Origin of the sequence: Pseudomonas sp. TH34 (genome assembly GCF_016650865.1) — a bacterium.
Lineage (GTDB): Bacteria > Pseudomonadota > Gammaproteobacteria > Pseudomonadales > Pseudomonadaceae > Aquipseudomonas > Aquipseudomonas yamanorum.
The window spans coordinates 155,461-181,707 of record NZ_JAEKFB010000023.1 but is presented as its reverse complement, the minus strand read 5'-3'; the positions used below and the strand labels follow the sequence as shown (position 1 = coordinate 181,707).

Annotated in this window: 25 protein-coding genes and 2 pseudogenes; 14 read left to right on the top strand and 13 right to left on the bottom strand. The window is 60.8% G+C overall.

Annotated features, from left to right (window positions below):
• Nucleotides 1–73: 73 nt before the first annotated feature.
• The gene (locus JFU58_RS19095) at nucleotides 74–1,000 is read left to right on the top strand and encodes a LysR family transcriptional regulator (RefSeq protein WP_201141639.1); all 927 of its coding nucleotides are present in this window, start codon (nucleotides 74–76) and stop codon (nucleotides 998–1,000) included.
• On the opposite strand, the gene JFU58_RS19090 is transcribed toward JFU58_RS19095, so the two are convergent.
• On the bottom strand, nucleotides 1,001–1,405 hold the full coding sequence (locus JFU58_RS19090) for a winged helix-turn-helix transcriptional regulator (RefSeq protein WP_201141637.1): 405 nt from the start codon (nucleotides 1,403–1,405) through the stop codon (nucleotides 1,001–1,003).
• Nucleotides 1,406–1,495: 90 nt separating this feature from the next.
• Between JFU58_RS19090 and JFU58_RS19085 the strand changes: the two genes are divergently transcribed.
• The gene (locus tag JFU58_RS19085; RefSeq protein ID WP_063030842.1) at nucleotides 1,496–2,425 is read left to right on the top strand and encodes an aromatic alcohol reductase; all 930 of its coding nucleotides are present in this window, start codon (nucleotides 1,496–1,498) and stop codon (nucleotides 2,423–2,425) included.
• Here JFU58_RS19085 and JFU58_RS19080 read toward each other — a convergent pair.
• Both JFU58_RS19080 and JFU58_RS19075 read right to left on the bottom strand, forming a co-directional pair.
• The gene (locus JFU58_RS19080; protein ID WP_017475145.1) at nucleotides 2,400–2,954 is read right to left on the bottom strand and encodes a putative natural product biosynthesis protein; all 555 of its coding nucleotides are present in this window, start codon (nucleotides 2,952–2,954) and stop codon (nucleotides 2,400–2,402) included. The two genes, JFU58_RS19085 and JFU58_RS19080, sit on opposite strands and share 26 nt — an antisense overlap.
• 62 nt (nucleotides 2,955–3,016) lie before the next feature.
• Entirely contained in the window at nucleotides 3,017–3,400 is a 384-nt protein-coding gene (locus JFU58_RS19075) for a DUF2946 domain-containing protein (RefSeq protein ID WP_063030844.1), read from the bottom strand.
• Between the two features lie 265 nt (nucleotides 3,401–3,665).
• Between JFU58_RS19075 and JFU58_RS19070 the strand changes: the two genes are divergently transcribed.
• The 4 genes from JFU58_RS19070 (at nucleotide 3,666) to JFU58_RS19055 (ending at nucleotide 7,927) form a co-directional block, all read left to right on the top strand.
• Nucleotides 3,666–4,271 carry an SCO family protein gene (locus JFU58_RS19070; RefSeq protein ID WP_017475143.1) on the top strand — a complete coding sequence of 202 codons (606 nt, stop codon included), beginning with the start codon at nucleotides 3,666–3,668 and terminating at the stop codon, nucleotides 4,269–4,271.
• On the top strand, nucleotides 4,271–4,747 hold the full coding sequence (locus JFU58_RS19065; protein WP_063030846.1) for a copper chaperone PCu(A)C: 477 nt from the start codon (nucleotides 4,271–4,273) through the stop codon (nucleotides 4,745–4,747). The genes JFU58_RS19070 and JFU58_RS19065 overlap by 1 nt, the downstream gene beginning before the upstream one ends.
• A 301-nt stretch (nucleotides 4,748–5,048) precedes the next feature.
• On the top strand, nucleotides 5,049–6,296 hold the full coding sequence (locus tag JFU58_RS19060) for an OprD family porin (protein ID WP_063030848.1): 1,248 nt from the start codon (nucleotides 5,049–5,051) through the stop codon (nucleotides 6,294–6,296).
• Between the two features lie 20 nt (nucleotides 6,297–6,316).
• On the top strand, nucleotides 6,317–7,927 hold the full coding sequence (locus tag JFU58_RS19055) for an argininosuccinate lyase (protein ID WP_201141635.1): 1,611 nt from the start codon (nucleotides 6,317–6,319) through the stop codon (nucleotides 7,925–7,927).
• 138 nt (nucleotides 7,928–8,065) lie between these two features.
• Here JFU58_RS19055 and JFU58_RS19050 read toward each other — a convergent pair whose 3' ends face one another.
• Nucleotides 8,066–9,298, bottom strand: a complete 1,233-nt coding sequence (locus JFU58_RS19050) for a cation:dicarboxylate symporter family transporter (protein ID WP_201141633.1) — start codon at nucleotides 9,296–9,298, stop codon at nucleotides 8,066–8,068.
• Between the two features lie 118 nt (nucleotides 9,299–9,416).
• Between JFU58_RS19050 and JFU58_RS19045 the strand changes: the two genes are divergently transcribed.
• Nucleotides 9,417–10,331 (top strand): LysR family transcriptional regulator, encoded by a 915-nt coding sequence (locus JFU58_RS19045; protein ID WP_063030854.1) that lies wholly within the window; start codon nucleotides 9,417–9,419, stop codon nucleotides 10,329–10,331.
• On the opposite strand, the gene JFU58_RS19040 is transcribed toward JFU58_RS19045, so the two are convergent.
• Nucleotides 10,316–11,191 carry a LysR family transcriptional regulator gene (locus JFU58_RS19040; protein ID WP_201141631.1) on the bottom strand — a complete coding sequence of 292 codons (876 nt, stop codon included), beginning with the start codon at nucleotides 11,189–11,191 and terminating at the stop codon, nucleotides 10,316–10,318. The two genes, JFU58_RS19045 and JFU58_RS19040, sit on opposite strands and share 16 nt — an antisense overlap.
• 93 nt (nucleotides 11,192–11,284) lie before the next feature.
• On the opposite strand from JFU58_RS19040, the gene JFU58_RS19035 reads away from it, so the two are divergent.
• Nucleotides 11,285–12,310 carry an NADP-dependent oxidoreductase gene (locus tag JFU58_RS19035; protein WP_201141629.1) on the top strand — a complete coding sequence of 342 codons (1,026 nt, stop codon included), beginning with the start codon at nucleotides 11,285–11,287 and terminating at the stop codon, nucleotides 12,308–12,310.
• Between the two features lie 4 nt (nucleotides 12,311–12,314).
• Here the strand turns inward: JFU58_RS19035 and JFU58_RS19030 are convergent, their stop codons facing one another.
• Complete coding sequence (locus tag JFU58_RS19030) at nucleotides 12,315–12,644, bottom strand: DHCW motif cupin fold protein (RefSeq protein ID WP_201141627.1); 330 nt, start codon at nucleotides 12,642–12,644, stop codon at nucleotides 12,315–12,317.
• Between the two features lie 140 nt (nucleotides 12,645–12,784).
• On the opposite strand from JFU58_RS19030, the gene JFU58_RS19025 reads away from it, so the two are divergent.
• On the top strand, nucleotides 12,785–13,273 hold the full coding sequence (locus JFU58_RS19025) for an HIT family protein (protein ID WP_201141625.1): 489 nt from the start codon (nucleotides 12,785–12,787) through the stop codon (nucleotides 13,271–13,273).
• 97 nt (nucleotides 13,274–13,370) lie between these two features.
• Here JFU58_RS19025 and JFU58_RS19020 read toward each other — a convergent pair whose 3' ends face one another.
• From JFU58_RS19020 to JFU58_RS18995, 6 genes and pseudogenes are all read right to left on the bottom strand, one after another.
• Complete coding sequence (locus JFU58_RS19020) at nucleotides 13,371–13,847, bottom strand: GNAT family N-acetyltransferase (RefSeq protein WP_177026606.1); 477 nt, start codon at nucleotides 13,845–13,847, stop codon at nucleotides 13,371–13,373.
• Nucleotides 13,848–13,864: 17 nt separating this feature from the next.
• Nucleotides 13,865–14,362, bottom strand: coding sequence for a GNAT family N-acetyltransferase (locus JFU58_RS19015; RefSeq protein ID WP_274610128.1), 498 nt, complete (start codon nucleotides 14,360–14,362; stop codon nucleotides 13,865–13,867).
• Between the two features lie 28 nt (nucleotides 14,363–14,390).
• Complete coding sequence (locus JFU58_RS19010; protein ID WP_201141623.1) at nucleotides 14,391–15,881, bottom strand: aldehyde dehydrogenase family protein; 1,491 nt, start codon at nucleotides 15,879–15,881, stop codon at nucleotides 14,391–14,393.
• 39 nt (nucleotides 15,882–15,920) lie between these two features.
• A complete protein-coding gene (locus JFU58_RS19005; protein ID WP_201141621.1) occupies nucleotides 15,921–17,300 on the bottom strand; it encodes an APC family permease in 1,380 nt (459 codons plus the stop codon).
• Nucleotides 17,301–17,420: 120 nt separating this feature from the next.
• Nucleotides 17,421–18,802: pseudogene (locus tag JFU58_RS19000) on the bottom strand (aspartate aminotransferase family protein).
• Between the two features lie 46 nt (nucleotides 18,803–18,848).
• Nucleotides 18,849–19,646 carry a helix-turn-helix transcriptional regulator gene (locus JFU58_RS18995; RefSeq protein WP_201141676.1) on the bottom strand — a complete coding sequence of 266 codons (798 nt, stop codon included), beginning with the start codon at nucleotides 19,644–19,646 and terminating at the stop codon, nucleotides 18,849–18,851.
• 195 nt (nucleotides 19,647–19,841) lie between these two features.
• Between JFU58_RS18995 and JFU58_RS18990 the strand changes: the two genes are divergently transcribed.
• From JFU58_RS18990 to argE, 4 genes are read left to right on the top strand one after another with little or no spacing between them, the layout of a single operon-like run.
• Nucleotides 19,842–21,173 carry a flavin-containing monooxygenase gene (locus tag JFU58_RS18990; protein ID WP_446739981.1) on the top strand — a complete coding sequence of 444 codons (1,332 nt, stop codon included), beginning with the start codon at nucleotides 19,842–19,844 and terminating at the stop codon, nucleotides 21,171–21,173.
• 24 nt (nucleotides 21,174–21,197) lie between these two features.
• Nucleotides 21,198–21,608, top strand: a complete 411-nt coding sequence (locus JFU58_RS18985; RefSeq protein ID WP_026077677.1) for a RidA family protein — start codon at nucleotides 21,198–21,200, stop codon at nucleotides 21,606–21,608.
• Between the two features lie 10 nt (nucleotides 21,609–21,618).
• Nucleotides 21,619–22,296, top strand: coding sequence for a DUF1028 domain-containing protein (locus JFU58_RS18980; RefSeq protein WP_201141617.1), 678 nt, complete (start codon nucleotides 21,619–21,621; stop codon nucleotides 22,294–22,296).
• Nucleotides 22,293–23,438: an acetylornithine deacetylase gene (gene argE / locus JFU58_RS18975; RefSeq protein ID WP_177026612.1), complete on the top strand. Its 1,146-nt coding sequence runs from the start codon at nucleotides 22,293–22,295 to the stop codon at nucleotides 23,436–23,438. Before JFU58_RS18980 ends, argE begins: the two co-directional genes overlap by 4 nt.
• A 130-nt stretch (nucleotides 23,439–23,568) precedes the next feature.
• Here the strand turns inward: argE and JFU58_RS18970 are convergent, their stop codons facing one another.
• Nucleotides 23,569–24,480 (bottom strand): LysR substrate-binding domain-containing protein, encoded by a 912-nt coding sequence (locus tag JFU58_RS18970; protein ID WP_063030880.1) that lies wholly within the window; start codon nucleotides 24,478–24,480, stop codon nucleotides 23,569–23,571.
• A 251-nt stretch (nucleotides 24,481–24,731) separates the two neighbouring features.
• Here JFU58_RS18970 and JFU58_RS18965 point away from each other — a divergent pair.
• Nucleotides 24,732–26,145: pseudogene (locus JFU58_RS18965) on the top strand (purine-cytosine permease family protein).
• Nucleotides 26,146–26,247 lie beyond the last annotated feature (102 nt).

Sequence of the window (26,247 nt, the reverse complement as noted above, 5' to 3'; positions counted from 1 at the left end):
ATTGTCTGCGGAGCTTTTGTTCCGTAATCCGGATAAGGTGTCCAGGCGCCCCTTCAGCCAAACCGGAGCCTCGATGGACAGCATCAACACCCTGAATGTTTTTGTGCAGGTCGCCGAAACCCGCAGTTTTGTCGCCGCCGGGCGCGTGCTGGGCGTAACGGCCTCGGCGGTCGGCAAGAGCGTGGTGCGCCTGGAGGAACGCCTGGGTGTGCGCCTGTTTAACCGCAGCACCCGCAGCGTCACGCTGACTGCCGAGGGCGAGCTGTTCCTGGAGCGCAGCCGGCGCATCCTGATGGAGATCGACGAGGCCGAAGCCGAGCTTTCGCAAACCGTGTCGGCGCCTCGTGGCCGGCTCAAGGTCAGCCTTCCGCTGGTGGGCCATCCGTTCTTGCAGGTGCTCGCGCAATTCAAGAAAGACTACCCCGAGGTGGAGCTGGACCTGAGCTTTACCGACCGCCGCGTGGACGTGGTGGAAGAAGGTTACGACGCCGTGCTGCGCAGCGGTGAAGCGCCCGACTCGCGCCTCACATCGCGCCTGATCGGCGGCTATCGGATGCTGCTGGTGGCGTCACCGGCTTACCTCGCCGAGAGCGGCACGCCGCAACGGCCGGAAGACCTGGCCCAGCATGCATGCATCAAGTTCCGCTACCCCAACACAGGCAAAATGCAGCGCTGGCCCCTGCGCCAGGACGGGGTGGAAGCTGATTTCCCACTGCCGGCCGCGATGGTCTGCAACAACCTGGAAGCGCGCATCTGCTTTGCCGTGCAAGGTATCGGCATCGCCTACCTGGCGGATTTCGCCATTCGTGAATGGCTCGACAGCGGACAATTGGTGCCGGTGCTGGAGGCGTGTTCGGAAGCAGAGAACTTCCGGATCATGTGGCCTTCGGGCCGGCATCCAACACCCAAGCTGCGGGTGTTTATCGACTACCTGCATGCGCACTTGTTTCCCGAGAATGGGCCTGCGAGCAAACGTGCAGACTGCCGGCCCACGTCTTGATCACAGCGCCTGATCAGCATCGAACTGCTCCCGGGCACGCCTGAATCCGTCGGCGTTTTCCACCACCCACGTCCACAACGGAATCATGTGCACCAGCAGCTGTTTGCCCAGCTCCGACAGCTGGTATTCGACCTTGGGCGGCACCTCCTGAAAGTCGTGGCGCAACACCAGGCCATCGCGCTCCAGATGGCGCAAGGTCCGCGTGAGCATGCGCTGGGTGACGCCCTCCATGCGCCGGCCGATCTCGGCATGGCGCAGTCGCCCGTTAACGCCCAACAGGTGCACGATGCCCAACGACCAGCGGTTACCCGCATGGGTCAGCACCTGGCGCTTGAGCCCGTCTTCATCGGCGCTAATGGCTTCGCAGGCGGCTTGTGAGCGCCTGATGATCTCGTCGTTGTCCACCTTCTACTCCCGGTATCACTGGTGTGCCTTCTTATGCCCCGTCGGCAATTCTGCAAGCATGGCATGACTTTCAATCGAACCGAGAACCCTATGACTGCTTCGATCCTTGTACTGGGCGCCGGCGAACTGGGCCTGGCGGTACTGCGCCAACTGGCACGCCTGGCTGCACCGCAAAATGTGCCTGTGACGGTGTTGCTGCGCCCCGCCACACTGAACTCCCTCGACCCCGCCAAACAGCAGGAAATCACCGAACTGCGCGCCCTGGGCATTGAGCTGCTGGCCGGTGACCTGGCCAACGGCTCCGAGGCCGAACTGGCAACGGTGTTCGCCAACTATCACACCGTGATCAGTTGCATCGGCTTTGCCGCAGGCCCGGGCACCCAGCGCAAGCTGACCCACGCGGTCATCGCAGGTGGCGTGAAGCGTTATGTACCGTGGCAGTTCGGTGTGGATTACGACGTGATCGGCCGTGGCTCGGCCCAGGACCTGTGGGACGAACAGCTTGATGTGCGCGACTTGCTGCGTGACCAACAGGGCACGCAATGGGTGATCGTCTCCACCGGGATGTTCACCAGTTTTCTGTTCGAGCCGTCCTTCGGCGTTGTCGACCTGGCACAAAACACCGTGCGCGCACTGGGGGATTGGGACACTGCCGTCACCGTCACCACGCCTGAGGACATCGGCCTGCTGACGGCGCGCATCCTGTTCAGCGAACCGCCGATCGTCAACCGAGTGGTGTACACCGCAGGCGACACCCTGACCTACGGCGAGCTGGCAGAGACCGTGGATGCGCAACTGGGGCTCACCCTCAAACGCGAACGCTGGTCGGTGACGTACCTGGAAGCGGAACTGGCCGCTGCACCCGAGGACAATCTGCTGAAATACCGGGTGGCCTTCGCCCAAGGCCACGGCGTGGCCTGGGACCCCGCCGTCACCTTCAATGCCCAACAGCAGATCGCCGTCACCAGCGTTGCCCAGTGGATCGAGCAGAACCTCAAGGCACCGGCAACCACCCGCTGAACCGTCCCTGGCTATCCAGCGCGCACCAGGCGAAATCCCCGGGCAGCGGCGGCAGTTTCTGCAGCGGTACGCCGCTGCCCTGCTTCCAATCCACCACTTGCAGGGGTGAACCTTGCCAGGCCAGGACCAAGCCCCGGGCCTGGCTGGTGTCATCGCTGACCCAACGGGCTGCCGCCGCTGTCATGAACGCTTCGATGGGTTCTTCATCGATCTGCGTGCGATACACCGAACCGAGCAACCAACGACACACACTCACGTGGTAGGTCCAGTTCAGGGAGGGACGGTTGCGGTAGGCCCAAGTCATGAAACTGCGAAACAGGTTCAAGCCCTCCGGCGGGTCGAGCTTGAGCAAACCGGGGCAGATGTCGAACAAGGTGTGCCAATACGGCAGCAACCGTGCATCCAGGTGGACGAAACAGCGGGCGTTACTCGGGTATTCGACAGACGGCAACAACACGTCGCCGCGGGACGGACGGCGCGACGCCTTGCTGACCAGGCGGGCAGCGCCGGAAGGCAGGATAGAGCTCATGGAACGCACTCACACTCGTGACGATAGAACGCCTCCTGGTAACAGGAAGCCCAAGGCACACGTCAGAATGCAGGGGAAGCGCGAGGGTTGGCCGAGGGCCAGGAATACCGCGGAGGCGCCTTGTTACGCTGCTCATGGGCCGGGCGCGGCTTTTGCCCCAGGCCCAACAACCAGGCCAGGCAAAACAGGAAAACGATGCCCAGGGTCACGGCGGAGCACACCGGGCAGGCGAAGAAGTTCGACCAACTGCTGGTCGTCGGATTACCCAGGCCGGCATCCGAGGACGGGGCCTTGGTGCCCAGGCTTGAACAGAACTGCCCGCCCAGGCCATTGAGCTCCAGGCCCATCATCTGCCCATGGCCCAAACCACAGACGAACACATTGAACAGGACGCAAAAATACAGGGTCCAGGCAATGAGTGAACGGTCCGGGCGGGAGAATTTCATGGCGGCGACTTTACCATTCCCCCTGTAGGAGCTGTCGAGCTTTAGCGAGGCTGCGAATGGATCGCCTCGGTGCCCCTGCAAGACCGTGGCGCCTGCATCGCAGCCTCGCTCAAGCTCGACAGCTCCCACATCTGGTCTTGCGCGGCAGGGCCTGTGACAGAACGTCGCAGATTACGCCCAGAGGCCCAGGTTGTTAGAATGCCACGCTCTCCTCGCCTGATTTAACGCTTCGTGGTACCCAGGCGCTTCACAGGATGCACAGTTGATGAGTACGTTATTCACCCGCCGCAAAGTCCTCTCCGGCATGGGATTGCTGGGCCTGGGCCTGCTGGCCGGCTGTGACAACAGCCCGAAACTGAACTTCAAGTACGGCAAGGATCTGAGCGACAAGATCATGGGCCGTACCTTCAAGCTCAAGAACACAGATGGCGAAACCGTCACCTTGAGTTCCTTCCGCGGCTTGATGCCGGTGGTGTTCTTCGGCTTCACCCAGTGCCCCGCCGTATGCCCGACCACCCTGGCGCGCATGGCCCAGGCGAAAAAACTGATGGGCCGCGACGGCAAGATCATGCAGGTGGTATTTATCACCCTCGATCCCGAACGCGACACGCCCAAGATACTCGACGCCTACGTCAAGGCCTTCGACCCGAGTTTTGAAGCGCTGTACGGCACCCCGGAAGAAATCGCCGTGGCCGCCAAGGAATTCGGGATCTTTTATGAAAAGATCCCCGCCGGCGACAGCTACACCCTCTCCCACACCGCCACCAGCTTTGTGTTCGACACCCGAGGCACCTTGCGCCTGGGCCTGTCTGCCTCGCTTAACGCCAAAGAGTGCGCAGAAGACCTGCTCACCGTCATGGAGGTCTGCTAATGACTGCCGTTCAACACCTCAAACGCTTCGCCCTCGGTCTTTCCCTGCTGGGCCTCGCCGCACACGCCAGTGCACAGGCGGTGGTCAGCGACGCCTGGGTACGCGCCTCGGTACCGGGCCAGCCGTCCAGCGGCGCGTTCATGACCGTCACCGCCGACAGCGACAGCAAACTGCTCAGCGTGGCGTCGCCGGTCGCCAAGACCGTGCAGATCCATGAGATGACCATGAAGGACGACGTGATGCGCATGGGCCCGGTGGACTCGGTGCCGTTGCCTGCCGGCAAGGCCGTCAAGCTCGACCCGGATGGCTATCACGTGATGCTGATCGACCTCACCGCCCAGATCAAGGAAGGCGACCAGGTGCCGCTGACCGTCACCGTGGAAAATGCCAAGGGCGAAAAGCAGTCGATCGAAGTGAAGGCTGAGGCCCGCGCGTTGAATGCAACGGAAACCATGGACCACAGCAAGATGCACTAAAGCGCAGATCAAAATGTGGGAGCGGGCTTGTGTGGGAGCGGGCTTGCTCGCGAATGCGGTGTGACAGTCACCGGATGTATTGACTGATCCACCGCTTTCGCGAGCAAGCCCGCTCCCACATTGGCCCTTCAGTGTCTGAAAAATCGGGCGTCCGCTTCATACTTTTTTCGTCTCGTCTCAACACTTTCTATATATTTTCAATCTGCAAAACAACTCGTTAGCCTGCGCAAGCCGGACGCGTCTCCCTGTCGCCGTCCGGCCAGACAATTCTAAAAATAAGCAGCAGACAACGGGAATAACAATGAAAAAATCCCCTATTACCCTGGGTTTGACTTCGGCCACCCTCGGTTTGACCCTCGCCTTCCCAACCTTTGCCGAAGCGGACTTTTTTGAAGACAGCAAGGCTGACCTCGAATTTCGCAACTTCTACTTCAACAGCGATTACCGCCAGCCCAACGCGAGCCAGTCCAAACGCGATGAGTGGGCCCAAGGGCTGATCCTCAATTACCAGTCGGGCTATACCGAAGGTTTGGTGGGATTCGGGATCGATGCCATCGGCTTGCAAGGCCTGAAACTCGACTCAAGCCCAGACCGCCAAAACACCGGCCTGCTTCCCGTCGGCGAGGACGGGGCTCCGGACAGCTACAGCCGAATGGGCGCCACTGCCAAGGCGCGCATCTCCAAAAGCGTACTTAAATTCGGCACGCTGATCCCCAAGCTGCCCACCGTACTGCCCAATGACGGTCGGCTGCTGCCCCAGACCTTTCGCGGCACCCAACTGACCAGCCAGGACATCGCCGGCCTGACCTTCGACGCCGGGCGCCTGACCAGCAACACCCTGCGTAACGACAGCGGCCATGCAGACATTGAAGTCGATGGCAAAGGCATCAAGGGCGCCGTGCCCAGCGATAAATTCGACTTCGCCAGTGCCAGCTACAGCTGGACCAAAACCCTCGTCACCGGCTACCACTACGCCAACCTCGAGAACAACTACAAGCAACACATCTTCAACCTGGTCCACACCCTGCCATTGGGTGACGCCCAGTCGTTCAAGACCGACCTGCGTTACGCCGACTCCAGCAAGGAAGGCAACAGCAACATCGACAACCAGGCCTTCGGCGCCAAGTTCACCTATAGCATCCAGGGCCACTCGTTCGGCGCCGCCTACCAGCGCATGAAAGGCACCACCGGCTTCCCCCACCTGGACGGTACCGACTCCTACCTCGTCAACTACGTGATGATCTCGCCGGACTTCGCCAACCCTGAGGAAAAGTCCTGGCAGGCCCGCTACGACTATGACTTCGCCGCCCTCGGCATCCCCGGCCTGACCTTCATGACCCGCTACCTCAAAGGCGACAACTTCGTACGCACTCGCACCCTGGAAGGCACCGAGTGGGAGCGCAACACCGATATCGGCTACGTGTTTCAGAGCGGCGCCCTGAAGAACCTTGAAGTGAAATGGCGCAATGGCACGTATCGCAGCAATGGCAGCGGCAGCGATATCGACCAGAACCGCTTTATCGTCAGCTACACCCTGCCCTTGCTGTGATTTTTCCCGGAGCGTTGCACATGAATAACAAAAAAAGCCTGATCCACCTGGCCGTCGCCTTTGCCCTGTTGAGCAGTTACGGCGCCTACGCCGCCGACACCGGCGCGTTGCCCTGCAAAACCACCGAAGAATGCGCGGCCCAGGCGGCCAAAGTCGGGGCCACGCCGGGCTCCTCGCAAAGCGCCCACAAGGCCAAGGGCGACCCGACCCAAACCCAGTTCGCCTGGCTGAACCGCATCAACAAAGCCTCGATCGTGATGCTCACCGAAGAAGGCATCGTCAAGCCGGACATGGGCCACAAGATCGCCGGCGGCGTGCGCTTTGCCATCGACCAGGCCGACCAGCCCGATGGCAAGCGCCCGGAAGACGTGCTGCAACTGGAAAAAATCATGACCGACAAGATCGGTCCGGAAGCCTCCCTGATCCACTCCGGCCGCAGCCGCCAGGACATGCTCGCCACCTACCGCCTGGCCAAACTGCGCTCCCAGGTGCTGGCCTACAGCGACGCACTGAACGCCACCCGTCAACGTATCCTGAATATCGCCGACAAGAACATCGACACCCTGGTACCCGCCTACACCAACGGCGTGCAGGCCATGCCCATCAGCTATGCGCACTACCTGCTGGCGTTCGAAGCCGCATTTGATCGCGACGGCCAGCGCATTCGTGAACTCTATACCCGCCTCAACCTGAGCCCGATGGGCACCGCGGTACTGGCGAACTCCGCTTACCCGCTGAACCGCGAACGCCTGGCCGAGTTGCTGGGGTTCGACGGCGTGCGGGAAAACTCCCTGGATTCGAGCCAGGTGTCGACGTACGACATTCCGATCGAGGCGGCCAACCTGGCGGCGTCTTCGGCGATCCGCATCGGTGCGATGATTGGCGATATCCATACCCAGTACCATCAGATCCGCCCCTGGCTGCTGCTGGACGAAGAGTCCACCTACACCAGCAGCGCGATGCCACAAAAGCGCAACCCGGGGTTGTTGATGCGCACCCGGGAATCGGCCTCTGACGTGGTGGGCCTGGCGCAGACCGTGACGTTGCGCGCGCACAACGTCACCACCGGCATGACCGACTACAAGTTCGCGTTTGATTCACTGGGGCTGTTCCAGTCCACCGATGACATGTTCAAAAGCATGGATGCCGTGCTGGATGCGCTGCAGATCAACCCGCAGCGAGCGCTGGATGAGCTGGAGTTGGAGTGGACCACTTCGATGGAGTTGGCCGACACCCTGGAGCGCCAGTTCAAGGTGCCGTTCCGCATTGGTCACAGCTTCGCGTCGCTGATCGTCACCGAGGCACGCAGCAACGGCACCACGCCAAAGACCTTCCCGTATGCAGACGCGCAGAAGCTGTACACCCAGGCGGCGGACAAATACAAATGGACGCCGAATACGTTGCCGCTGGATGAGGCGGGTTTCCGCGCGGCGCTGTCGCCGACGACGATGGTCAAGACCCGTAAAGGCACGGGTGGGCCGCAGCCGGAAGAGGTCAAGCGGATGTTGGTAGAAGCGCGGAAGAATCTCGACGCGGACCAGAGTTGGTTGAAGGAGCGTCGTGAGAAGCTGAAAGGTGCTGAGGGCAATCTGGACAAGGCCTTCGACAAGTTGCTCAACGCCAAGGGCTGAAATGCAATCTGAATGTGGGAGCGGGCTTGCTCGCGAAGGCGGTGAATCGGTTAGCAGATTTATTGGCTGACCCACCGCATTCGCGAGCAAGCCCGCTCCCACATTTGACCGAGTTTTGGCTTGGAAAGTGTGCTCGGCTCAGTGACTCAATTCCCGCTTCAACACCTCGCGATCAATCGACTTCTGCCACCCGCATATCGCCAGGCACGCCACGCAATTGCCCAGCACATTGGTCAACGACCGACACTTCATCAGCCGCTCCACTCCCAACAACAACCCTACCCCTTCCAGCGGCACCAGTTGCAGGATGTTCAAGGTGGCGATCAGGGTAAACAGCGCCGAGCCCGCCACACTGGTAGACCCCAGCGAAGTGAACAGGCAGATGACCAGCACCGCCAGCAACTCGGGAACCGCAATCTCGACCCCAGCCAAATGCGCCAGAAACATGATGGCGGTGGTCAGGTAAATATTGGTGCCGGCCAAGTTGAACGTATAACCGGTGGTCAGCACCAACCGTACTAACTGGCGATCACAGCCCAGCGCTTCAAGTTTGCTGACACAACCGGGAAGTGCAGCCACTGATGAGCCGGTAAACGTCACCAACAACAACTCTTCTTTTAAATAAATAATTAACCGAGTCAATTTAACGCCGACCAGGCGCGCAATCGTCGCAAACACTAAAATCACGAAAACCGCGCACGCCAGGTAAATAACCACAATAAACTTCAACAGCGGTAAAACAGAACTTAAACCGTACTTCCCCACCACAAACGCCATCGCCCCAAAAGCCGCCAGCGGTGCAAATTTCAAGATAAAGCGCAATAGCAAGAACAGCCCGGCGACTGCTGCTTCCAACCAGCCGAGGCAGCGGTTGCCAACCTTGCCGCCACGCCCCAGCACCAGCCCGCACAGCACCGCCACCAGCATCACCTGAAGTACCAGACTCTGGGTAAAAACCCTGTAAAGACTGGATGAAATCGACGTCATGGACAGCTCATGCAGGAGCGCCTCCGGCGCAACAGGCGGCGTCAGGGGGTCAAAATCCAGGTTAGCCACTGCCGTGTGATCCAGGCTGAACAGCCACCCCGTCGACATTCCCAACACCAATGCGGCAAGGGACATCAGCTGGAAATACACCACGATGCGCCCGACTACATGCCGATGCTGAGGCTCGCGCTTGATACCCGCCACACCCGTTGACACCAACACAAACAACAGAAACGGCATCAATAACCCGACCACTTTTATAAAAGCGTCGCTGAGCAGTTTCATTTCAACCGCCACGCCTGGATAAAACAGTCCCAACACCATACCAAGTGCAATGGCAATCAAAATAGGCAATGTGGCGTTATTGGAAAATCGGGATGGCATCAATGCTCCAGGGTCTTTTTATTTATTGTTATTGTCGGATCAAGCCACTTTCGGCATATTGGTCGCCAAGGCGCATTCTGGCCACAAATAATAAAGTCTTGTCACGGGATATACCACCATGGAACTTCGCCATTTACGTTATTTCATCATGGTGGCCGAAGAGCGACATTTCACCCGCGCCGCCGCCCGCCTGAACATGCAACAACCGCCCCTCAGCCAACAGATTCGAGCCCTGGAACAAGAGCTGGGGTTCGACCTGTTCAAGCGCCACCCCAAGGGCGTCGACCTGACCGCCGGTGGGATGGTGTTTCTCGAAGAGGCTCGGGCCATCCTCGCCCGCGTCGAGCAAGGCTCCCTCAAGGCCGCCCGCGCCGCCCAGGGCATCGAGGGCACACTGATCATCGCCTTCACCAGCTCCGCGGCTGCCCATCCGCTGATCCCGCGGATCATTCGTGCCTACCGCGAGCACTACCCGGGCGTGGAACTCTCGATCAACGAAGGCAGCGCCCGGGAAGTCACCGAAGACACCATCGAAAAACGCATAGACATCGGCATCCTCCGCGCCCCGGTGGGCGACCACCAGAGCCTGACCTTCCACCGCCTGCTCAACGAAGAAATGCTGCTGACCCTGCCCGTCGGGCATCCTCTGCTCAAGGGCGCCGAGCCAAAAATCACCATGGCTGAGCTCAAGGACGAACGCTTCATCCTTGTCCGCCGCCCCGGCGCGCCTGGGATGTACGCCAACCTGATCAAGGCCTGCCAGAACGCCGGCTTCGAGCCGAAGATCGCCTTTGAAGTGGAGCGCATGCTGACCAACGTCAGCCTGGTGGCCGCCGGTGAAGGCATCTCGGTGGTGCCCGCGTCGATGCGCGATGTGCACCGCGAGAGCGTGGTGTATTGCCGGATCAGCGATGCACGTCCGAGGTTATTGGCGCCGATCACCCTGGTGCGGCGCACGTTCAATCCGTCGGCGCCGTTGCAGAATTTCATTGGGTTGGCGCGGGAGTTGGCGGGGGTTTATCGCAAGGGTTGAGTCATCGCGTGAAAACTCTCGGTGAGCAGTTCCACCGCCGCGCGGATGCTGTCGCTTTGCCGTGGAACGGCGTACAGGCCGTAGTTGACACTCAAAATAGGCCCATCGCTTTCAGCCAAGGAAATGATGCGCATGGTCTCCGGCCGAATGTTCTCCGCCGGCAGCAAGGCCACACCCAGTCCACCCTCCACCGCTGCGGTGATTACGCCAATGTTCGGGCTGGTCACCGTGACCCGAAAATCCCGCCCGGCGTTCAGCAACGCATCAAACATCAAGCGCCGCCAGGCACAGGGTTCGGCATACACGATGACATCCAGCGGCAGCGCCGCATCGATTTCTTCATCAATCGCGCACACCCAGTACAGCTCGACGTTCCAGGCGTGCACAGGGTCGGCGTTGAACGATGAGCTGACGCCAATGGCCACATCCAGCTCGCCGTCATTCCAACGTTCGGCGAGCGCGTCGCCGTGGTCAACGACGACCTCCAGGTGCACATGCGGGCAGGCGCGCCGCAGCCGGCCGAGCGCTGCCGGCAACGCCGATACCGCCACGTCTTCCGAGAGCCCGACGCGCACATTGCCCATCACCGTGCGCTCTTTCAGGCGCGCTGCTACCGTCTCGCCCAAGGCCAGAATGCGCGTCGCGTAGGTGAGCAGCAGTTCCCCTTCGGTAGTGGGCACCACGCCCCGACCTGTTCTGCGCAACAGCCGCTGGCCTAGCAACTCTTCAAGCCGGCGGATTTGTGCGCTGAGGGCCGATTGCGCCCTGCCCGCCTGCTGGGCTGCACCACTCAGGCTGCCGTGCTGGCATACCGAGATAAAGGTTCGTAGCAAATAGGGTTCAAACGTGTCGGATATCATGTTTGGATTAACTCTGAATCAACAGCTATCACCCTACCTCGATAGCTGGAGCATGACTACTCTGCTGGAACTTTATCAACCAGGAAGAGCCTCATGACCCAACTCCAGAACCAACGCATCGTACTGGCAGCCCGCCCCGACGGGCGCCCGCAACCCAGCGATTTTCGCGTGGAGTACAGCGCGATTCCCGTGCCTGCCGAAGGCGAAGTGTTGCTTGAGAACCTCTATCTGTCCCTCGACCCCTACATGCGCTGGCGCATGAGTGCAGCCAAATCCTATGCCGAGCCAGTGGGCATCGGCGAGGTGATGGTGGGCGGCACGGTCGCGCGGATCAAACACTCACGAAACCCATTGTGGCAAGAGGGCGACATGGTGCTTGCCTATGCCGGCTGGCAGCGTTTTGCGCTCTCGGACGGTCTCGATCTGCGGCTTCTGGATCCGGGCATCGCCCACCCCAGCACAGCGCTGGGAGTTCTTGGAATGCCGGGGTTCACCGCTTACTCGGGGTTGCTCACTATCGGCCAACCCAAGCCCGGTGACACCGTGGTAGTGGCGGCGGCGAGTGGCGCAGTGGGCTCGGTGGTCGGCCAGATCGCCCGCATCAAGGGCGCACGCGCCGTGGGTATCGCAGGCGGGCCGGAGAAATGCGCGTTCGTGAAAAATGAACTCGGGTTTGATGCCGTCATCGACCATCGCGCAGCGGATTTTGCCCAGCAGTTGGCCGAAGCCTGCACCAATGGAATTGACGTTTACTTCGAAAATGTCTCGGGGGCGGTTTGGGATGCCGTGAGGCCGCTGCTCAATGACTTTGCGCGGATACCCGTATGTGGGTTGATCGCCCATTACAACGACAGCTCGGTGCCTGGGCAACAGGTCGACCGACTACCGGCGACTATGCACGACATCCTCGCCAAGAGCCTCACCGTGCGCGGCTTTATCCAGACCGAGTTTGTTGACGAGCAGCAGGACGACTTTTTGCAGGAAGCCGCGCAGTGGATTGATCAGGGCAAGCTGAAGTGGCGCGAAGACATTGTCGAGGGCCTTGAGAATGCGCCTGAGGCGTTTATCGGGCTGCTGGAGGGGCGCAACTTCGGCAAGTTGATTGTGCGACTGGCTTGACGCCTCAATCCACCACGAACAACTTCGCCCCGACGGTAGTCGATGACCGATGCCCTTCCATGTCATTGCCCACCTGATAACTCATCCCGGCAGTCAGCGTGAACTGCCGGCCATCCTCCAGTTCGGTGTGCAGCTCACCTTCCAGGCACAGCAGGACATGCCCGCGCCAACACCAGTGATCGGCCAGGTAACCGGCGCTGTACTCGACCATGCGCACGCGGGTTGAACCGAACTGGCAGGTGCGCCAATACGCACTGCCGGTTTCGCCGGGATGCATCACCGGTTCGAGGGTCGACCAGTCGGTGGTACCAAAGGGGATTGCGGTCAGGTCCATGATTGTCTCGGCGGTGAATGCAGGTGCTCAGAACGTACCGAACAGGTGCGCATAGCGATAGAGACAGATCCGCAGCATTTGCGGGATACAGGGCGGTGACTCTTGGTATCCTGCCACCCTCCTCCCATGGGCGTATATCGATGAAGATCGATCCATCCTTTGTTGTGCATGAGACCGAGCATTGGCTGCTCAATCATCACCTGTCGTCCGCGCTGCCGGGCTATTTGATGCTGGGTGCCAAGGCGTCTGTCCACTCACTTGCAGACATGCCCGATGCAGCGCTCGCGGAGCTGGGCGGATTGCTGGCTAAAACCCAGCGGGTCATGGAAGCGCAGTTGAAGCCCAAGTGGCTTTACATCAGCCGGTTCGGGCATATGCCGGGCTTCCCGCTGCACTTTCATTTCATACCCGTTTATGGATGGGTTGAGGCGCTGTTCTGGCAGGATGAGCGCTATCGGGTTTTGCAGAATTTCGGGACGCAGCAGAAGGCAACCGACGGTGCGGAGCTGACGCTTTTTATCTGGCGCGAGTTTGGTGAGAGCCCTACGCCGCCGGCTGTTCAAGGCGCTTCGGTGAGCGAGGTGATCAGGTGTTTGCGTACGGAGTTCAATACCCAAGACGACACATGACCTGTGGCGAGGGAGCTTGCTCCCGCTGGGCTGCGCAGCAGCCCCAAGAAGGTCAGCGAGTTCTTTCAGTCAGATTGCGCTGGCTTTATTGGGTGGGTCAGCGAACATTGTGGAGGTGTTTGCGCATAGGAATACAGGCCAGCCGCAACCCCGACGGCGAGTGGTAGATCGCCTGCTCATCGCCCACATACCCACACCGCCGATAAAAATCCGCCGCATTCAACGTCGCGTCCAGGATCACTTCCTTAATCCCCAACTCCCGCGCCAACGCCTCCAGATACACCAGCACCTGCTTGCCAATCCCACGCCCGGTAAACCCTGGAAGCACAAACAGCGCACCGATTTCGTTGTTCGCCAGATCCAGCATCCCTGTGGCCACAGGTTCACCGTTCACGAAGCCCAGGTAAAAAGGCTTGTCCATCAACGCGTCATAGCCGTCCTCGGCGGCGCCCCGGGTCCACACCATCATCTGCTCGGACGTATAGGCGCCGATGCATTGGCTGCGTATGGCCAACCGGCGAATGTCGAAGGCGGTCTGTGCATCTTCCAGCGTGGCGCGTCGTATCTCGAGCATTTGTCCCTCCATGGACGTCAGGCGTTCTCGTCACCCGGTCGGGTAAACGAATAGCGGTCAATATCGGTCCTCAGTTGCCAGCCCTGGCCCTGCCAATAACGGGCGGCGCTGTCATTGGTCTTGAACACATCCAGGTGGCATTTGCGGATGCCCAACTGCGCAAGGCTGGTGAGGCAGCGTTCTACCAGCGCGTTCGCAATGCCCTGGCGCCGATACTCAGGCAGCACCAGCACATGCTGCAAATAACCGCGCCGGCCATCGTGCCCACACATCACGCATCCACCCAGCACCCCGTCGATCTCGGCCACGAAACTCATGCCGGGATTGCGCTCCAGGTAACGCGCGGTGGCCTCGCGGGAGTCGGCGTCGCGCAGGGAGATGCCAGGCGTGTTCTGCATCAGTTCAAGCACGGCGTCGTAGTCGGCGGCGCTCATTACGCGAAGAGTGACCATGGTGTTCAAAACCCTCTGAGTTCGCGTTGAGTTTGCCTGCACTTGTGCCGGTCGCGCACGCATAAATACACGACCGGCTGACAACCTTGAGTTAACGCAACTGAAACCAGGTGGTTTTCAGCTGCGTGTACTTGTCAAAAGCATGCAGCGACAGATCACGCCCGAACCCGGATTGCTTGCCCCCACCGAAAGGCACCGCCACATCCAGGGCGTCGATGGTGTTGACCGAAACCGTCCCGGCATTCAGGGCTCGGGCCACACGGTGCGCACGGTTGAGGTCATCACTCCATACCGAGGCCGCCAGGCCGTAGACACTGTCATTGGCCTGGTGTATCGCCTGCTCTTCCGTGTCGAAGGCGCTCACCGCAAGCACCGGGCCGAACACTTCATCACGGGACAGGGCCATGGCTCGGGTCACGCCGGCAAAAATGGTCGGCTGGATAAAGTTGGAGGAGCCATTGATGCTTAACTGTTTGCCACCACACAACAGCCTGGCGCCCTCCCCTCGGGCCTGGCTGATGGCGTGCATGATGCGTGCGGTTTGCTGACTGTCGACGATGGCACCGGCTGCACTGCTGGGGTCCAGCGGATCACCCGGCATCCAGGCGCGCGATTTGGCAATCAGGCGCTCGATGAATTCGTCATGGATGGAGCGTTGCACGTAGAGACGGGAGTTGGCCGAGCACACTTCGCCCTGGTTGAAAAAGATGCCGAAGGCGGCCTTCTCCGCAGCAAGGTCCAGGTCCTGGCAGTCCTCAAACACCAGGTTCGGGCTTTTGCCACCACATTCCAGCCACACCTGCTTAAGGTTGGACTGGGCGGAATACTGCATAAAATACTTGCCGACCTGAGTGGAGCCGGTGAACACCAGGCAATCCACGTCGGGGTGGAGCCCCAGGGCCTTGCCGGCACTTTCGCCGAGGCCGGGCACCACATTCAACACACCCTCCGGGATACCCGCTTCCAGGGCAAGCTGGGCCAGGCGCAGGGCAGAGAACGGCGACTGCTCAGCGGGCTTCAAGACCACGCTGTTACCGGCCGCCAATGCCGGTGCGAGTTTCCAGGCGGCCATATCAAGCGGGAAGTTCCACGGCACTACCGCCGCGATCACCCCCAGTGCTTCACGGGTGATGGTTGCCAACGCGTTGTGAGCAGTGGGCGCGACTTGATCGTAAAGTTTGTCGAGGGCTTCGCCGTACCAGGCAAACACATTGGCGGCGCCGGGTACGTCAACGTTGTAGGCATCCATTACCGGCTTGCCCATGTTCAGCGAATCGAGCAGCGCCAGCTCTTCGCGGTGGGTCATCAGTAACTCGGAGAGCCTGATCAGGATCTTCTTGCGCTCCACCGGCGGCATTCGCCGCCAAGGGCCAGTGTCGAAGGCCTGGCGTGCGCTGCGCACGGCCAGGTCGACTTCTGCGTCACCGCAGGCTGCAACCTGCGACAGCAACTGCTGGGTGGCCGGGTTGATCGCATCGAAGATCGCCCCCGATGCCGCGCTGACTGAGCGACCACCGATCAGGGCGGTGTTGATGAAGGTCTGGCGGGCAACACGCTGTTGCCAATAGTTAAGGTCGAACACGTTGTACTCCCAATAAATGGCGATGGATAAACGAGGGGTTCACTCGACGATCTGCAGTTCCGGCATCTTCACCCGCAGCCCCCGCGTGATGCCCAGCAGACACAGGAGCCCAAGCCCCATCCAGCACAGGCCGATGGTGAACGACAGACTGGATAGGCTGCTCCACAGCCAGATCGTGCTGAGGAACCCCAGCGCCGGCACAACGGCGTACAGCAGGTAGTTCTTCGTGCCGCGCAACTTCTGGTCGACCAGGTAATGCTTGATCACCGCCAGATTCACTGCCGAGAAGGCGAACAGCGCACCGAAGCTGATCATGTTGGCGACGGTATCCAGCGTGATGAACAAGGCAATCAGCGAGAACAGGCTGACCAGCACGATGGCCGTGGCGGGCACGCGTTTTTTCGTCACCAGCTTGCCGAGCACGCGGGGCAACGCGCCGTCACGGCCCATGGCGAACAACACCCGCGACACGCTGGCCTGGGAGACCATCGCCGAGGCGAAGCAACCGGCCACATAGGTCGCGGTAAAGGCGGTCACCAACAGTTCGCCGCCTACCCGGCGCATCACATCCACCGACGCGGAATCCGGGTCGACGAAGCTGTTCCATTCCGGGAACACCATTTGCGCGAAATACGAAACCAGCAGGAACAGCAGACCGCCGAACAGCGACACCACCATGATCGCCAACGGGATGGTGCGGCGCGGGTCGGGGGTTTCCTCGGCCATGGTCGACACCGCATCAAAGCCGAGAAAGGACAGGCACAACACCGCGGCACCCGCCATGATCAGCGGCGCGCTGAAGCCTTCATGGTGGAATGGCGCCATCAGCGACACGGGTGCGAACTGCTCGCTGAGGGTATGCACTGATAAAGCCACGAACACCACAATGAACACCAACTGGGCCACGATGAGTATCCAGTTGACCCGGGTGATGGACTCGATACCCACCAGGTTAAGCGTGGTCACCAGGGCAATCGAGCCAAGCACCCACACGGCAGTCGGCACCCCGGGAAAGTATTCGGACATGTAGATGCCGATCAGCAAATAGCTGAGCAATGGCAGGAAGATGTAGTCCAGCAACAGGGTCCACCCGGCGATGAAGCCGAAGTAGGCGCCAAACGCCTTACGGGTGTAGGAGTAGACCGAGCCCGAATAGGGATGCGCCTGGACCATGCGCCCATAGCTGTAGGCCGTCAGCAGCATGGCGGCGAGGGTCAGCATGTAGGCGGTCGGCAAGTGGCCCTTGGTCATTTGGGTCACCAGGCCGTAGGTGGTAAACACCGCCAGCGGCACCATGTACGCCAGGCCGAACAGCACCAGCCCGACAAGACCCAGCGGCTGACGAAACCGACGGGACGAAGCGGTTTTGGGTGAGGGTTGATGAGCGGGTGTATCGGTCACGTTTGTTATTGTATTCATGGGTGACTCCTGGAATTGGGGATGCAGGCCGTCGCGGCATGCGATCACATCGATGCCGTTCAAGCGTTGCCTGATGGAGGTTGCGCACCACCCCTCGCCTGGGGTGGCGCGCTGGTCACTTCAGAGTTTTCCCGCGATCCGTGCGGTGCGATCTACGGCGATGCGGGTCTTTTCAACCAGCTCGTCCAGCTCAGTGCGCGTGGCCACCAGTGCCGGCGCCATGATCATGCGGCCCAGCGTCGAGCGAATGATTACGCCCTCTTCGAAACCAAAGGTGCGACATTGCCAGGCCAGGTCGTTTTCATTCTCGAAGCGTTTGCGTGTGGTCTTGTCTTCGGCGAACTGCAAGGCCGCAAGCAGGCCCGTGCCCTGGATCTCGCCGATCATCGGGTGATTGCCGAACACTTCCTGCAGGATTTTTTGCAGGTACGGCCCGGTGTCGTCCTTCACTTGGCGCACGATGCCTTCATCCCGCAGCGCCTTGAGGTTGGCCAGCGCCACCGCCGCCGCCACCGGGTGCCCGGAATAGGTCAGCCCGTGGGCGAACACGCCGCCGTGTTCCACCAGTGCATCGGCCATGCGCTTGCTCAGCACCAGGCCGCCCATCGGCAGGTAACCGGAGGTCAGGCCTTTGGCGATGGACAGGGTGTCCGGCTCAAAACCGAAGTGTTGATGGGCGAACCACTCGCCGGTACGGCCAAAGCCACCAATCACCTCATCGGCGCACAGCAGCACATCGTATTGACGGCAAATGCGCTGGATCTCGGGCCAGTAGCTTTCCGGCGGGAAGATCATGCCGCCCGCGCCCTGGAACGGTTCGGCGATAAACCCGGCGACGTTTTCAGCCCCCAGTTCGAGGATTTTTTCTTCCAGCTGCAAGGCGCAGCGGCGGCCAAACTCGGCGGGCGTCAGCTCGCCGCCATGGGCGTACCAATAAGGTTCGTCAATGTGTGCCACGTCGGGAATCAGGCCGCCCATCTCGTGCATGAACTTCATACCGCCCAGGGCAGATGCCGCCAGGGTGGAACCGTGATAACCGTTCCAGCGACCGATCATGATTTTTTCTGCGGCTGGCCCACCACCTGCCAGTAGCGGCGCACGGTCCGGATCAGTACTTCGTTGGCCTCGGAGCCGGAGTTGGTGTAGATCACGTGGCTGTAGTGGCCCGGCAACAGGCTGAAGAGCAACTCCGACAGCTCGATCACCGCCGGGTGGGTGGTGTGGAAGAACATGTTGTAGTACGCCAACTGGTCCATCTGCGTAGCAGCGGCAGCGGTCAAATCCCTGCGACCGTAACCCAGCTGGGTGCACCACAGGCCCGACATGCCGTCCAGGTAACGCTTGCCTTCGCTGTCCCACAGGTAAAGGCCCTCACCGCGCACCATCACCCGAGGGCCTTCGGCATTCAGCGCTTTTTGATCGACAAAGGCATGGATGTGGTGGGCCGCATCCGACTTCTGGTAGTCCTCGGTCAGGCGGTTCAGTTGGGCGGGTACGTTCATGGTATTTCTCTCTTATTAGTAGTGACGCAAGGGCGAGCAACGCCGCTCAGCGGTGCTTGCTCATGTAACTTTCGAGGGGGTCTTTGCTCAGGACGCCCTGGGCTTCGGCCAACGAGTCGATAAACAAGGCAAACAGTTCCGATTGCGCGCCGATATCGAGCTTGGTGTAGATGTGTTTGCGGTGGGACTTGATGGTGTCTTCCGAGACGTCGAGGCGCTCGGCCAACGAACGGGTGGAATGCCCACGCAGGATCAGTTGGGCGATCCGGCATTCACGCTCAGTCAATATCGACGAGCCGAAGTTGTTCAACGCCGAGTGAATGCGCTGCTCCAGCAGGTTTTCGAAACGCGCACCCTGGGCATCCAGGCCAACGAAATGCTTGCCCAGCACAGCCAGCACCCACGGGGCGATGCGCTTGAATTGCTGGGTGGTGGCGGCGTCGAGCTTTTGCGTAAAGGCCAGTGACACCGCCAGGCTCGAGCCGTTGCTCGACTGCAGGATGTAGTTCAGCTCATCCTCCAGATGGGAGTGGCGGTAAAACGACTGGAAGTACTCGCCGAGTTCGAAGTGATCGGGGGCGACGTCGGCCAGGTCGTAACACCCGGAGCTGACGCCTTCCACGCAGGCCCCATAAAACGGGTCGAGCAAATAAAACCCCGACAGGTATTGGCGCACATTGCCTTGTGGCAACCACGGCCCTTCCAGCTCGAACAACGCGCTGGGCATGCCGCCACGCGGGTAGAAATACAGCGTGGTGGCCTGAATCGGATGAATATAGCCGAGGGCCTCGAACAGGATCGCGGCGAACCCCGATTGCCCGATGCTGTCGGTCACCCGGGCCATCTGTTCGAACCAGTGCGCAGAAGAAAGCCGTTCGTTTTCCACTTCAAACACTCGCTGAAAGAACTGCCAGGATGGTTACACACCCGCCCCATCCTCGAAATCACCCGATAGGGTGAGCCTGCATCCGATATTTATGCTCACTTCCCAGCTTAATAATATTTTATTAAAAACCGCCCTCCCCCTAGCCTTGAAGCCATGCCCAAGCTGAATCCAACTGCATTACGCAAGGACAGACACATGACTCAAGCAATAACAAAAACAGACACGCTGGTAGTGGGAGCCGGTCAGGCTGGCGTCGCCATGAGCGAGCACCTGAGCAAACAAGGCGTGCCGCACCTGGTGCTGGAGCGCAGCCGTATCGCCGAGCGCTGGCGCACCGGCCGCTGGGATTCGCTGGTCGCCAACGGCCCGGCCTGGCATGACCGTTTTCCGGGCCTGGCTTTCGATAATGTCGCCCCCGATGGCTTTGCGCCGAAAGAGCGCGTGGCGGACTACTTCGAGGCCTATGCACGCAAGTTCAATGCACCGATTCGCACCGGTGTGGACGTGACCTCCGTGGTGCGCAATGTCGGTCGTCCAGGCTTTACCATCCACACCAGCGAAGGCGTGATCGAAGCCAACCGTGTGGTGGCGGCCACCGGGCCGTTCCAGAAGCCGGTGATTCCGGCGATTGCGCCTAAAGACAGCGTGCTGCACCAGATCCACTCCGCCGACTACCGCAACCCTGCACAATTGCCGGCTGGCGCGGTACTGGTGGTGGGTGCCGGGTCCTCCGGAGTGCAGATCGCCGATGAACTGCAACGCTCCGGGCGCCAGGTGTACCTGTCGGTCGGTGCCCACGACCGCCCACCGCGGGCCTATCGCAACCGCGATTTCTGCTGGTGGCTGGGGGTGCTGGGCGAGTGGGACCAGGCCGCGATGAAGCCCGGCCGCGAACACGTGACCATCGCGGTGAGCGGCGCCCACGGCGGCAAGACCATCGATTTCCGCGAACTGGCCCAGCAAGGCATGACCCTGGTAGGCCTGACCCAATCCTTCGACGGCAGCGTCGCTCGCTTCCAACCTAATCTGGTGGAAAACCTGGCCCGCGGCGATGAGAACTACCTGGCCCTGCTGGATGCGGCGGATGCCTACATCGAACGCAACGGCCTGGACCTGCCGCTAGAGCCCGAAGCACGCCGCGTGTTTCCCGATGCCGAGTGCATCAAGCAGCCGATTCTGGAACTGGACCTGGCGAAAGCCGGCATCACCTCAATCATCTGGGCCACCGGCTTTGCCGTGGATTACAGCTGGCTGAAGGTCGATGCATTTGACGCCGCCGGCAAGCCGCAGCATCAGCGCGGCGTGGCCAGCGAGTCGGGCATCTACTTCCTTGGTTTGCCATGGCAGTCGCGCCGGGGCTCGTCGTTTATCTGGGGCGTGTGGCATGACGCCAAGTACGTGGCCGACCATATCGCCATCCAGCGCCAATACCTTGAATACCGCGAACCCGCACCGGTTGTTCACACCTCACCTGTCAGCGCCTGATCACTTTTTTCTGGAGTTTTTTTGATGCCTACTCACACTCGCATCCGCATGTTCAACACCAAGGAAACCTATCCCAACCAGAGCCTGGACAACGACCTGTGCCAGGCCGTACGCGCCGGCAACACGGTGTATGTACGGGGCCAGGTGGGCACCGATTTCGACGGCAAGCTGGTGGGCCTCGGCGACCCGCGCGCCCAGGCCGAACAGGCCATGCGCAACGTCAAGCAACTGCTGGAAGAAGCCGGCAGCGACCTGAGCCACATCGTCAAGACCACCACCTACCTGATCGACCCGCGCTACCGCGAGCCGGTGTACCAGGAAGTCGGCAAGTGGCTCAAGGGCGTGTTCCCGATCTCCACCGGGTTGGTGGTTTCGGCCCTGGGCCAGCCACAGTGGTTGATGGAAATTGATGTGATCGCCGTCATCCCCGAATAAGGAGTCGCCCATGACCTTTTCAATCGTCGCCCGCTGCGCGGAAACCGGCCAGATGGGCATTGCCATCAGCTCATCGAGCATCGCCGTGGGTGCCCGTTGCCCGTGGCTGCGGCCCGGTGTGGGTGCGGTCTCGACCCAAAATATCACCCTGCCGGCCTTGGGCCCGGATGTACTCGACCTGCTGGAGCAAGGCCTGGCCCCTGCCGACGCGGTGGACAAGGCACTCACCCGCAACGGCTACAGCCAATACCGGCAACTGACGGCGATTGATCACCTGGGGCATACCGTGCATTTCAGCGGCAGCGAAACCCTCGGCACCCATAACGCGGTGTCGGGTGAACAGTGCGTCGCGGCCGGCAATATGCTCGCGGACCGCTCGGTGATCCAGGCCATGGTCACCGCATTTGAACAGGGCGAAGGCCAACTCACCGATCGCCTGCTGGCCGCGATGCACGCAGCCATCGCCGCCGGTGGCGAAGCCGGCCCGGTGCATTCGGCAGCCGTGGTAGTGGTGGGTGAACTGACCTGGCCGATCATCAACCTGCGGGTGGATTGGGCCGATGAGAACCCGATTGGCGAACTGCAGAAGTTGTGGGACGCCTACCGCCCGCAGGTGCAGGACTACATCGACCGCGCCCTGGCCCCGGACCGCTCCCCAGGCTACGGCGTGGCCGGAGACGACCGATGAGCAACAGCCGCGAATTGCTGCAGACGCTGGTGGGGTTTGATACCACCAGCCGCGAGTCCAACCTGCAATTGATCGAGTACATACGCGACTACCTGGCGGGTTTCGGTGTCGCCAGCGAGCTGATCTACAACGATGAACGCAGCAAAGCCAATCTGTTCGCCACCATCGGCCCGGCGCAGGTGCCCGGGATCGTGCTGTCGGGGCACACCGACGTGGTGCCGGTGGACGGGCAACCCTGGACGCTGCCCGCGTTTGCCCTGACCGAGCGCGACGGCAAGTTGTATGGCCGGGGCACGGCGGACATGAAGGGCTACATCGCCTGCGTGCTGGCGCTGGTACCGTCGCTGGTGAACGCAGACCTGCGGATGCCGGTGCATATCGCCTTGTCCTATGACGAGGAAGTCGGCTGCCTTGGGGTGCGTTCGCTGCTCAAGGTGCTGGAGCAATGGTCGGTGAAACCGCTGCTGTGCATTATCGGCGAGCCTACCGAGTTGAAGCCGGTGCTGGGCCATAAAGGCAAGCTCGCCATGCGCTGCGAAGTGCATGGTGAGGCGTGCCATTCGGCGTATGCGCCTCAGGGCGTGAATGCGATCGAGTACGCGGCGGAGTTGATTGGTGAGCTGGGGCGGATTGGCCAGCGCCTCAAGGTGCATCAGGACGAGCGCTTTGACCCGCCGTTCAGCACCGTGCAAACCGGGGTGATTTCCGGGGGCAAGGCGCTGAATATCGTCCCGGCGGATTGCCGCTTCGACTTTGAAGTGCGCGCCCTGCCGTCGATGGACCCGGGTGAAGTGGCCGAGGAGCTGCAAACCTATGCGATGCAGCAGGTGTTGCCGCGCATGCAGGCGGTGAGCCGGCAGAGTGCGATTCGCTTCAGTGAGTTGTCGGCGTACCCGGGGCTGGCCACCGATCAGCGTAGCCAGGCGGCGGAGCTGATTGCGGCGTTTTGCGGCTCGCGGGAATTTGGCACCGTGGCGTTCGGAACTGAGGGTGGGTTGTTTGATGCGGCGGGCATTCCCACCGTGGTGTGCGGGCCCGGGAGCATGGACCAGGGGCATAAGCCGGATGAGTTTGTGAGTGTGGAGCAACTGAAGGGTTGCGATGAAATGCTGCAGCGAATGTTGCTTTCGATCCGTACCTGATTCCCCAAGCAGTACAAATCAACTGTGGGAGCCGGGCTTGCCCGCGATGGCGGTGGATCAGTTGGCCTATTTGCTGGCTGACACACCGCCATCCCGGCAAGCCCGGCTCCCACATTTTTTGCTCTGTGTTTTACCCAAGTAACCGCGCCAGCTCTTCCCGGCAATACTCCACAAACAACTGCACCGGCTTGGTCAACGGCGCCCGCCGCAACCACACCGCCGACAACCCCGACCCCGTCACCGTCTCCGCCAACGGCACACACACCAGCTTCTGCCCGTCATAGGAATACGGCGAAAACGGCTTGGTCACCAGAATCGAAAAGCCAAACCCGCGCCCCACCATCCCGCGCACCATCTCGATCGACGGCGAACTGAAGACAATATTCGGCGTCAGTCCACGCTCTTCAAAGATGCTCACGAAGTACGTCCGGCTCGGCAGCACATCCAGCAGAATCATCGGCTCCAGCACCAAATCCGCCAGTGACACCTTGGCCTGCTGCGCAAACCGGTGATCCGCCGGCAACAATGCATAGGGCTGCTGCGGCGGCATCAACGGTGTGGTTTCGATGGCGCTGCCCAGGTCATGCTCAAACAGCATCGCCACGTCGATACTGCCGGCGGTCAGCGCCTGCACCAGCTCCTGCTGTTCACCGTCCCGCAGGCGGATTTCCACCCCCGGCCAGCGTTGCTTGAAGCCGGCAATCAACCGCGGCAAATACAGCGGCGCCACCGTCTCGAAGCACCCGATATCGATCTGCCCCGCCACCACGTCATTGTCTGCCAGGGCGTTCTGCTCGAATTCATGAGCGACCCGCAGCAGCTCCAGGGCCTTGCGGTAAAACCGTGCACCGCTCGGCGTCAGCGACACCCCTTGGGCGTGATGGCGGATAAACAGCTGCACGCCAAAGCTGTCTTCCAGCTGCTTGATGGCGGTCGACACCGACGGTTGCGCGATATAGAGCTTGCGCGAGGCCTCTGCCACGCTGCCGCACTCGGCGGTGGTTACAAAATATTTGAGCTGGCGCAGGTTATAGGCAGCCATCGGGACCTCCAGAAACGTGGGAATTCGCCCCAAACAAGTGCAAGAAAAAGCCGCTTTTTTTGACGATTCAAGTCCATGCAACATACCGGAGCGAAAATCGCCGCGAGATATTATTTTTAAGGTCTATAGCAACAAACTTACTAATTTACCTACCCGTGACCATTGCACATGATCACTCCAACAACAAAAGCGACGCACACGCGCCGCCCAGCGAAGTACGTCAACGTACTCACCTTGCCTTGGAGCTCGTCATGGTTACCACTGCAACATCCTCCGCCCCGCTTATCGAAAAACACACGATTGGATACGTGCCCCCGGAAGATCGCCACGGAAAGGTAAGAGACCTGTTCACCCTGTGGTTCGGCGGCAACATCGCGCCGTTGCCCATCGTCACCGGCGCGCTGGCCGTGCAACTGTTCGGCTTGAACCTGGTGTGGGGCATCATCGCCATCCTCGTCGGCCACCTCGTCGGCGGCGTACTGATGGCGCTGCACTCGGCCCAAGGCCCACAAATGGGCATCCCGCAAATGATCCAGAGCCGCGCCCAGTTCGGCTCCCTCGGCGCACTGCTGGTGGTGGTGATCGCCGGCGTGATGTACATCGGCTTCTTCGCCTCCAACATCGTACTGGCGGGCAAATCCCTGCACGGCGTCGTCGACGCGATCCCGGTACCGGTAGGCATCGTCATCGGCGCCATCGGCTCGGGGATCATCGGCATCATCGGCTACCGCTTCATCCACGTCCTCAACCGCATCGGCACCTGGGTGCTGGGCGCGGGCATCGTGCTGGGTTTCGGCTACATCTTCACCCATGTACAGACGGCGGACTTCCTGACACGCGGCAACTTCAACATCTCTGGCTGGCTGGCCACCGTGTCATTGGCGGCGCTGTGGCAGATCGCGTTTGCGCCGTACGTTTCGGACTATTCGCGCTACCTGCCGGCGGATGTGCCGGTGGCGTCGACCTTCTGGACCACCTATTTGGGTACCGTGCTCGGTTCCAGCCTGTCGTTCATCTTTGGTGCCGTTGCGGTACTCGCAACACCGGTCGGCATGGACACCATGGACGCGGTCAAACTGGCGACCGGCTCCATTGGCCCGCTGATGCTGTTGCTGTTCCTGCTCAGCGTGATCAGTCATAACGCCCTTAACCTGTACGGCGCCGTGCTGTCGTTGATCACCCTGGTACAGACCTTTGCCTACCGCTGGATCCCCACCGCCAAGGCGCGCGCCGTGATCTCGGTGCTGGTGCTGGCCGCGTGCTCGATTGCGGCGGTGTTTGCGTCGAAGGATTTTATCGGGCACTTCGTGGACATGGTGCTGGTGCTGCTGGTGGTACTGGTGCCGTGGACGGCGATCAACCTGATCGACTTCTATGCAATCCATAAGGGCAAGTACGACATCGGTTCGATCTTTCGCGTGGATGGCGGGATCTACGGGCGCTACAACCCTCAGGCGCTGGTGGCCTATGCGGTGGGGATTGTGGTGCAGATTCCGTTTATGAATACGCCGCTGTATGTCGGGCCGATTTCGGCACATATCAACGGGGCGGATTTGTCGTGGTTGGTGGGGTTGGTGGTGACGTCGCCGCTGTATTTCTGGTTGGCGAGTCGGGACAGTGCGTATAAGCGCCGGTTGGAGGGGGAAGTTGGTGGGTGGGGTTTAATAGAGCCCGGCTCAGTTATGAGAAAACCCGCATTTGCGGATTTTCTAGTTATAGGGCTTGGCGAGTCTTGGTGGTTTCAGGAAGGCCGCCATCGCGGCCTCG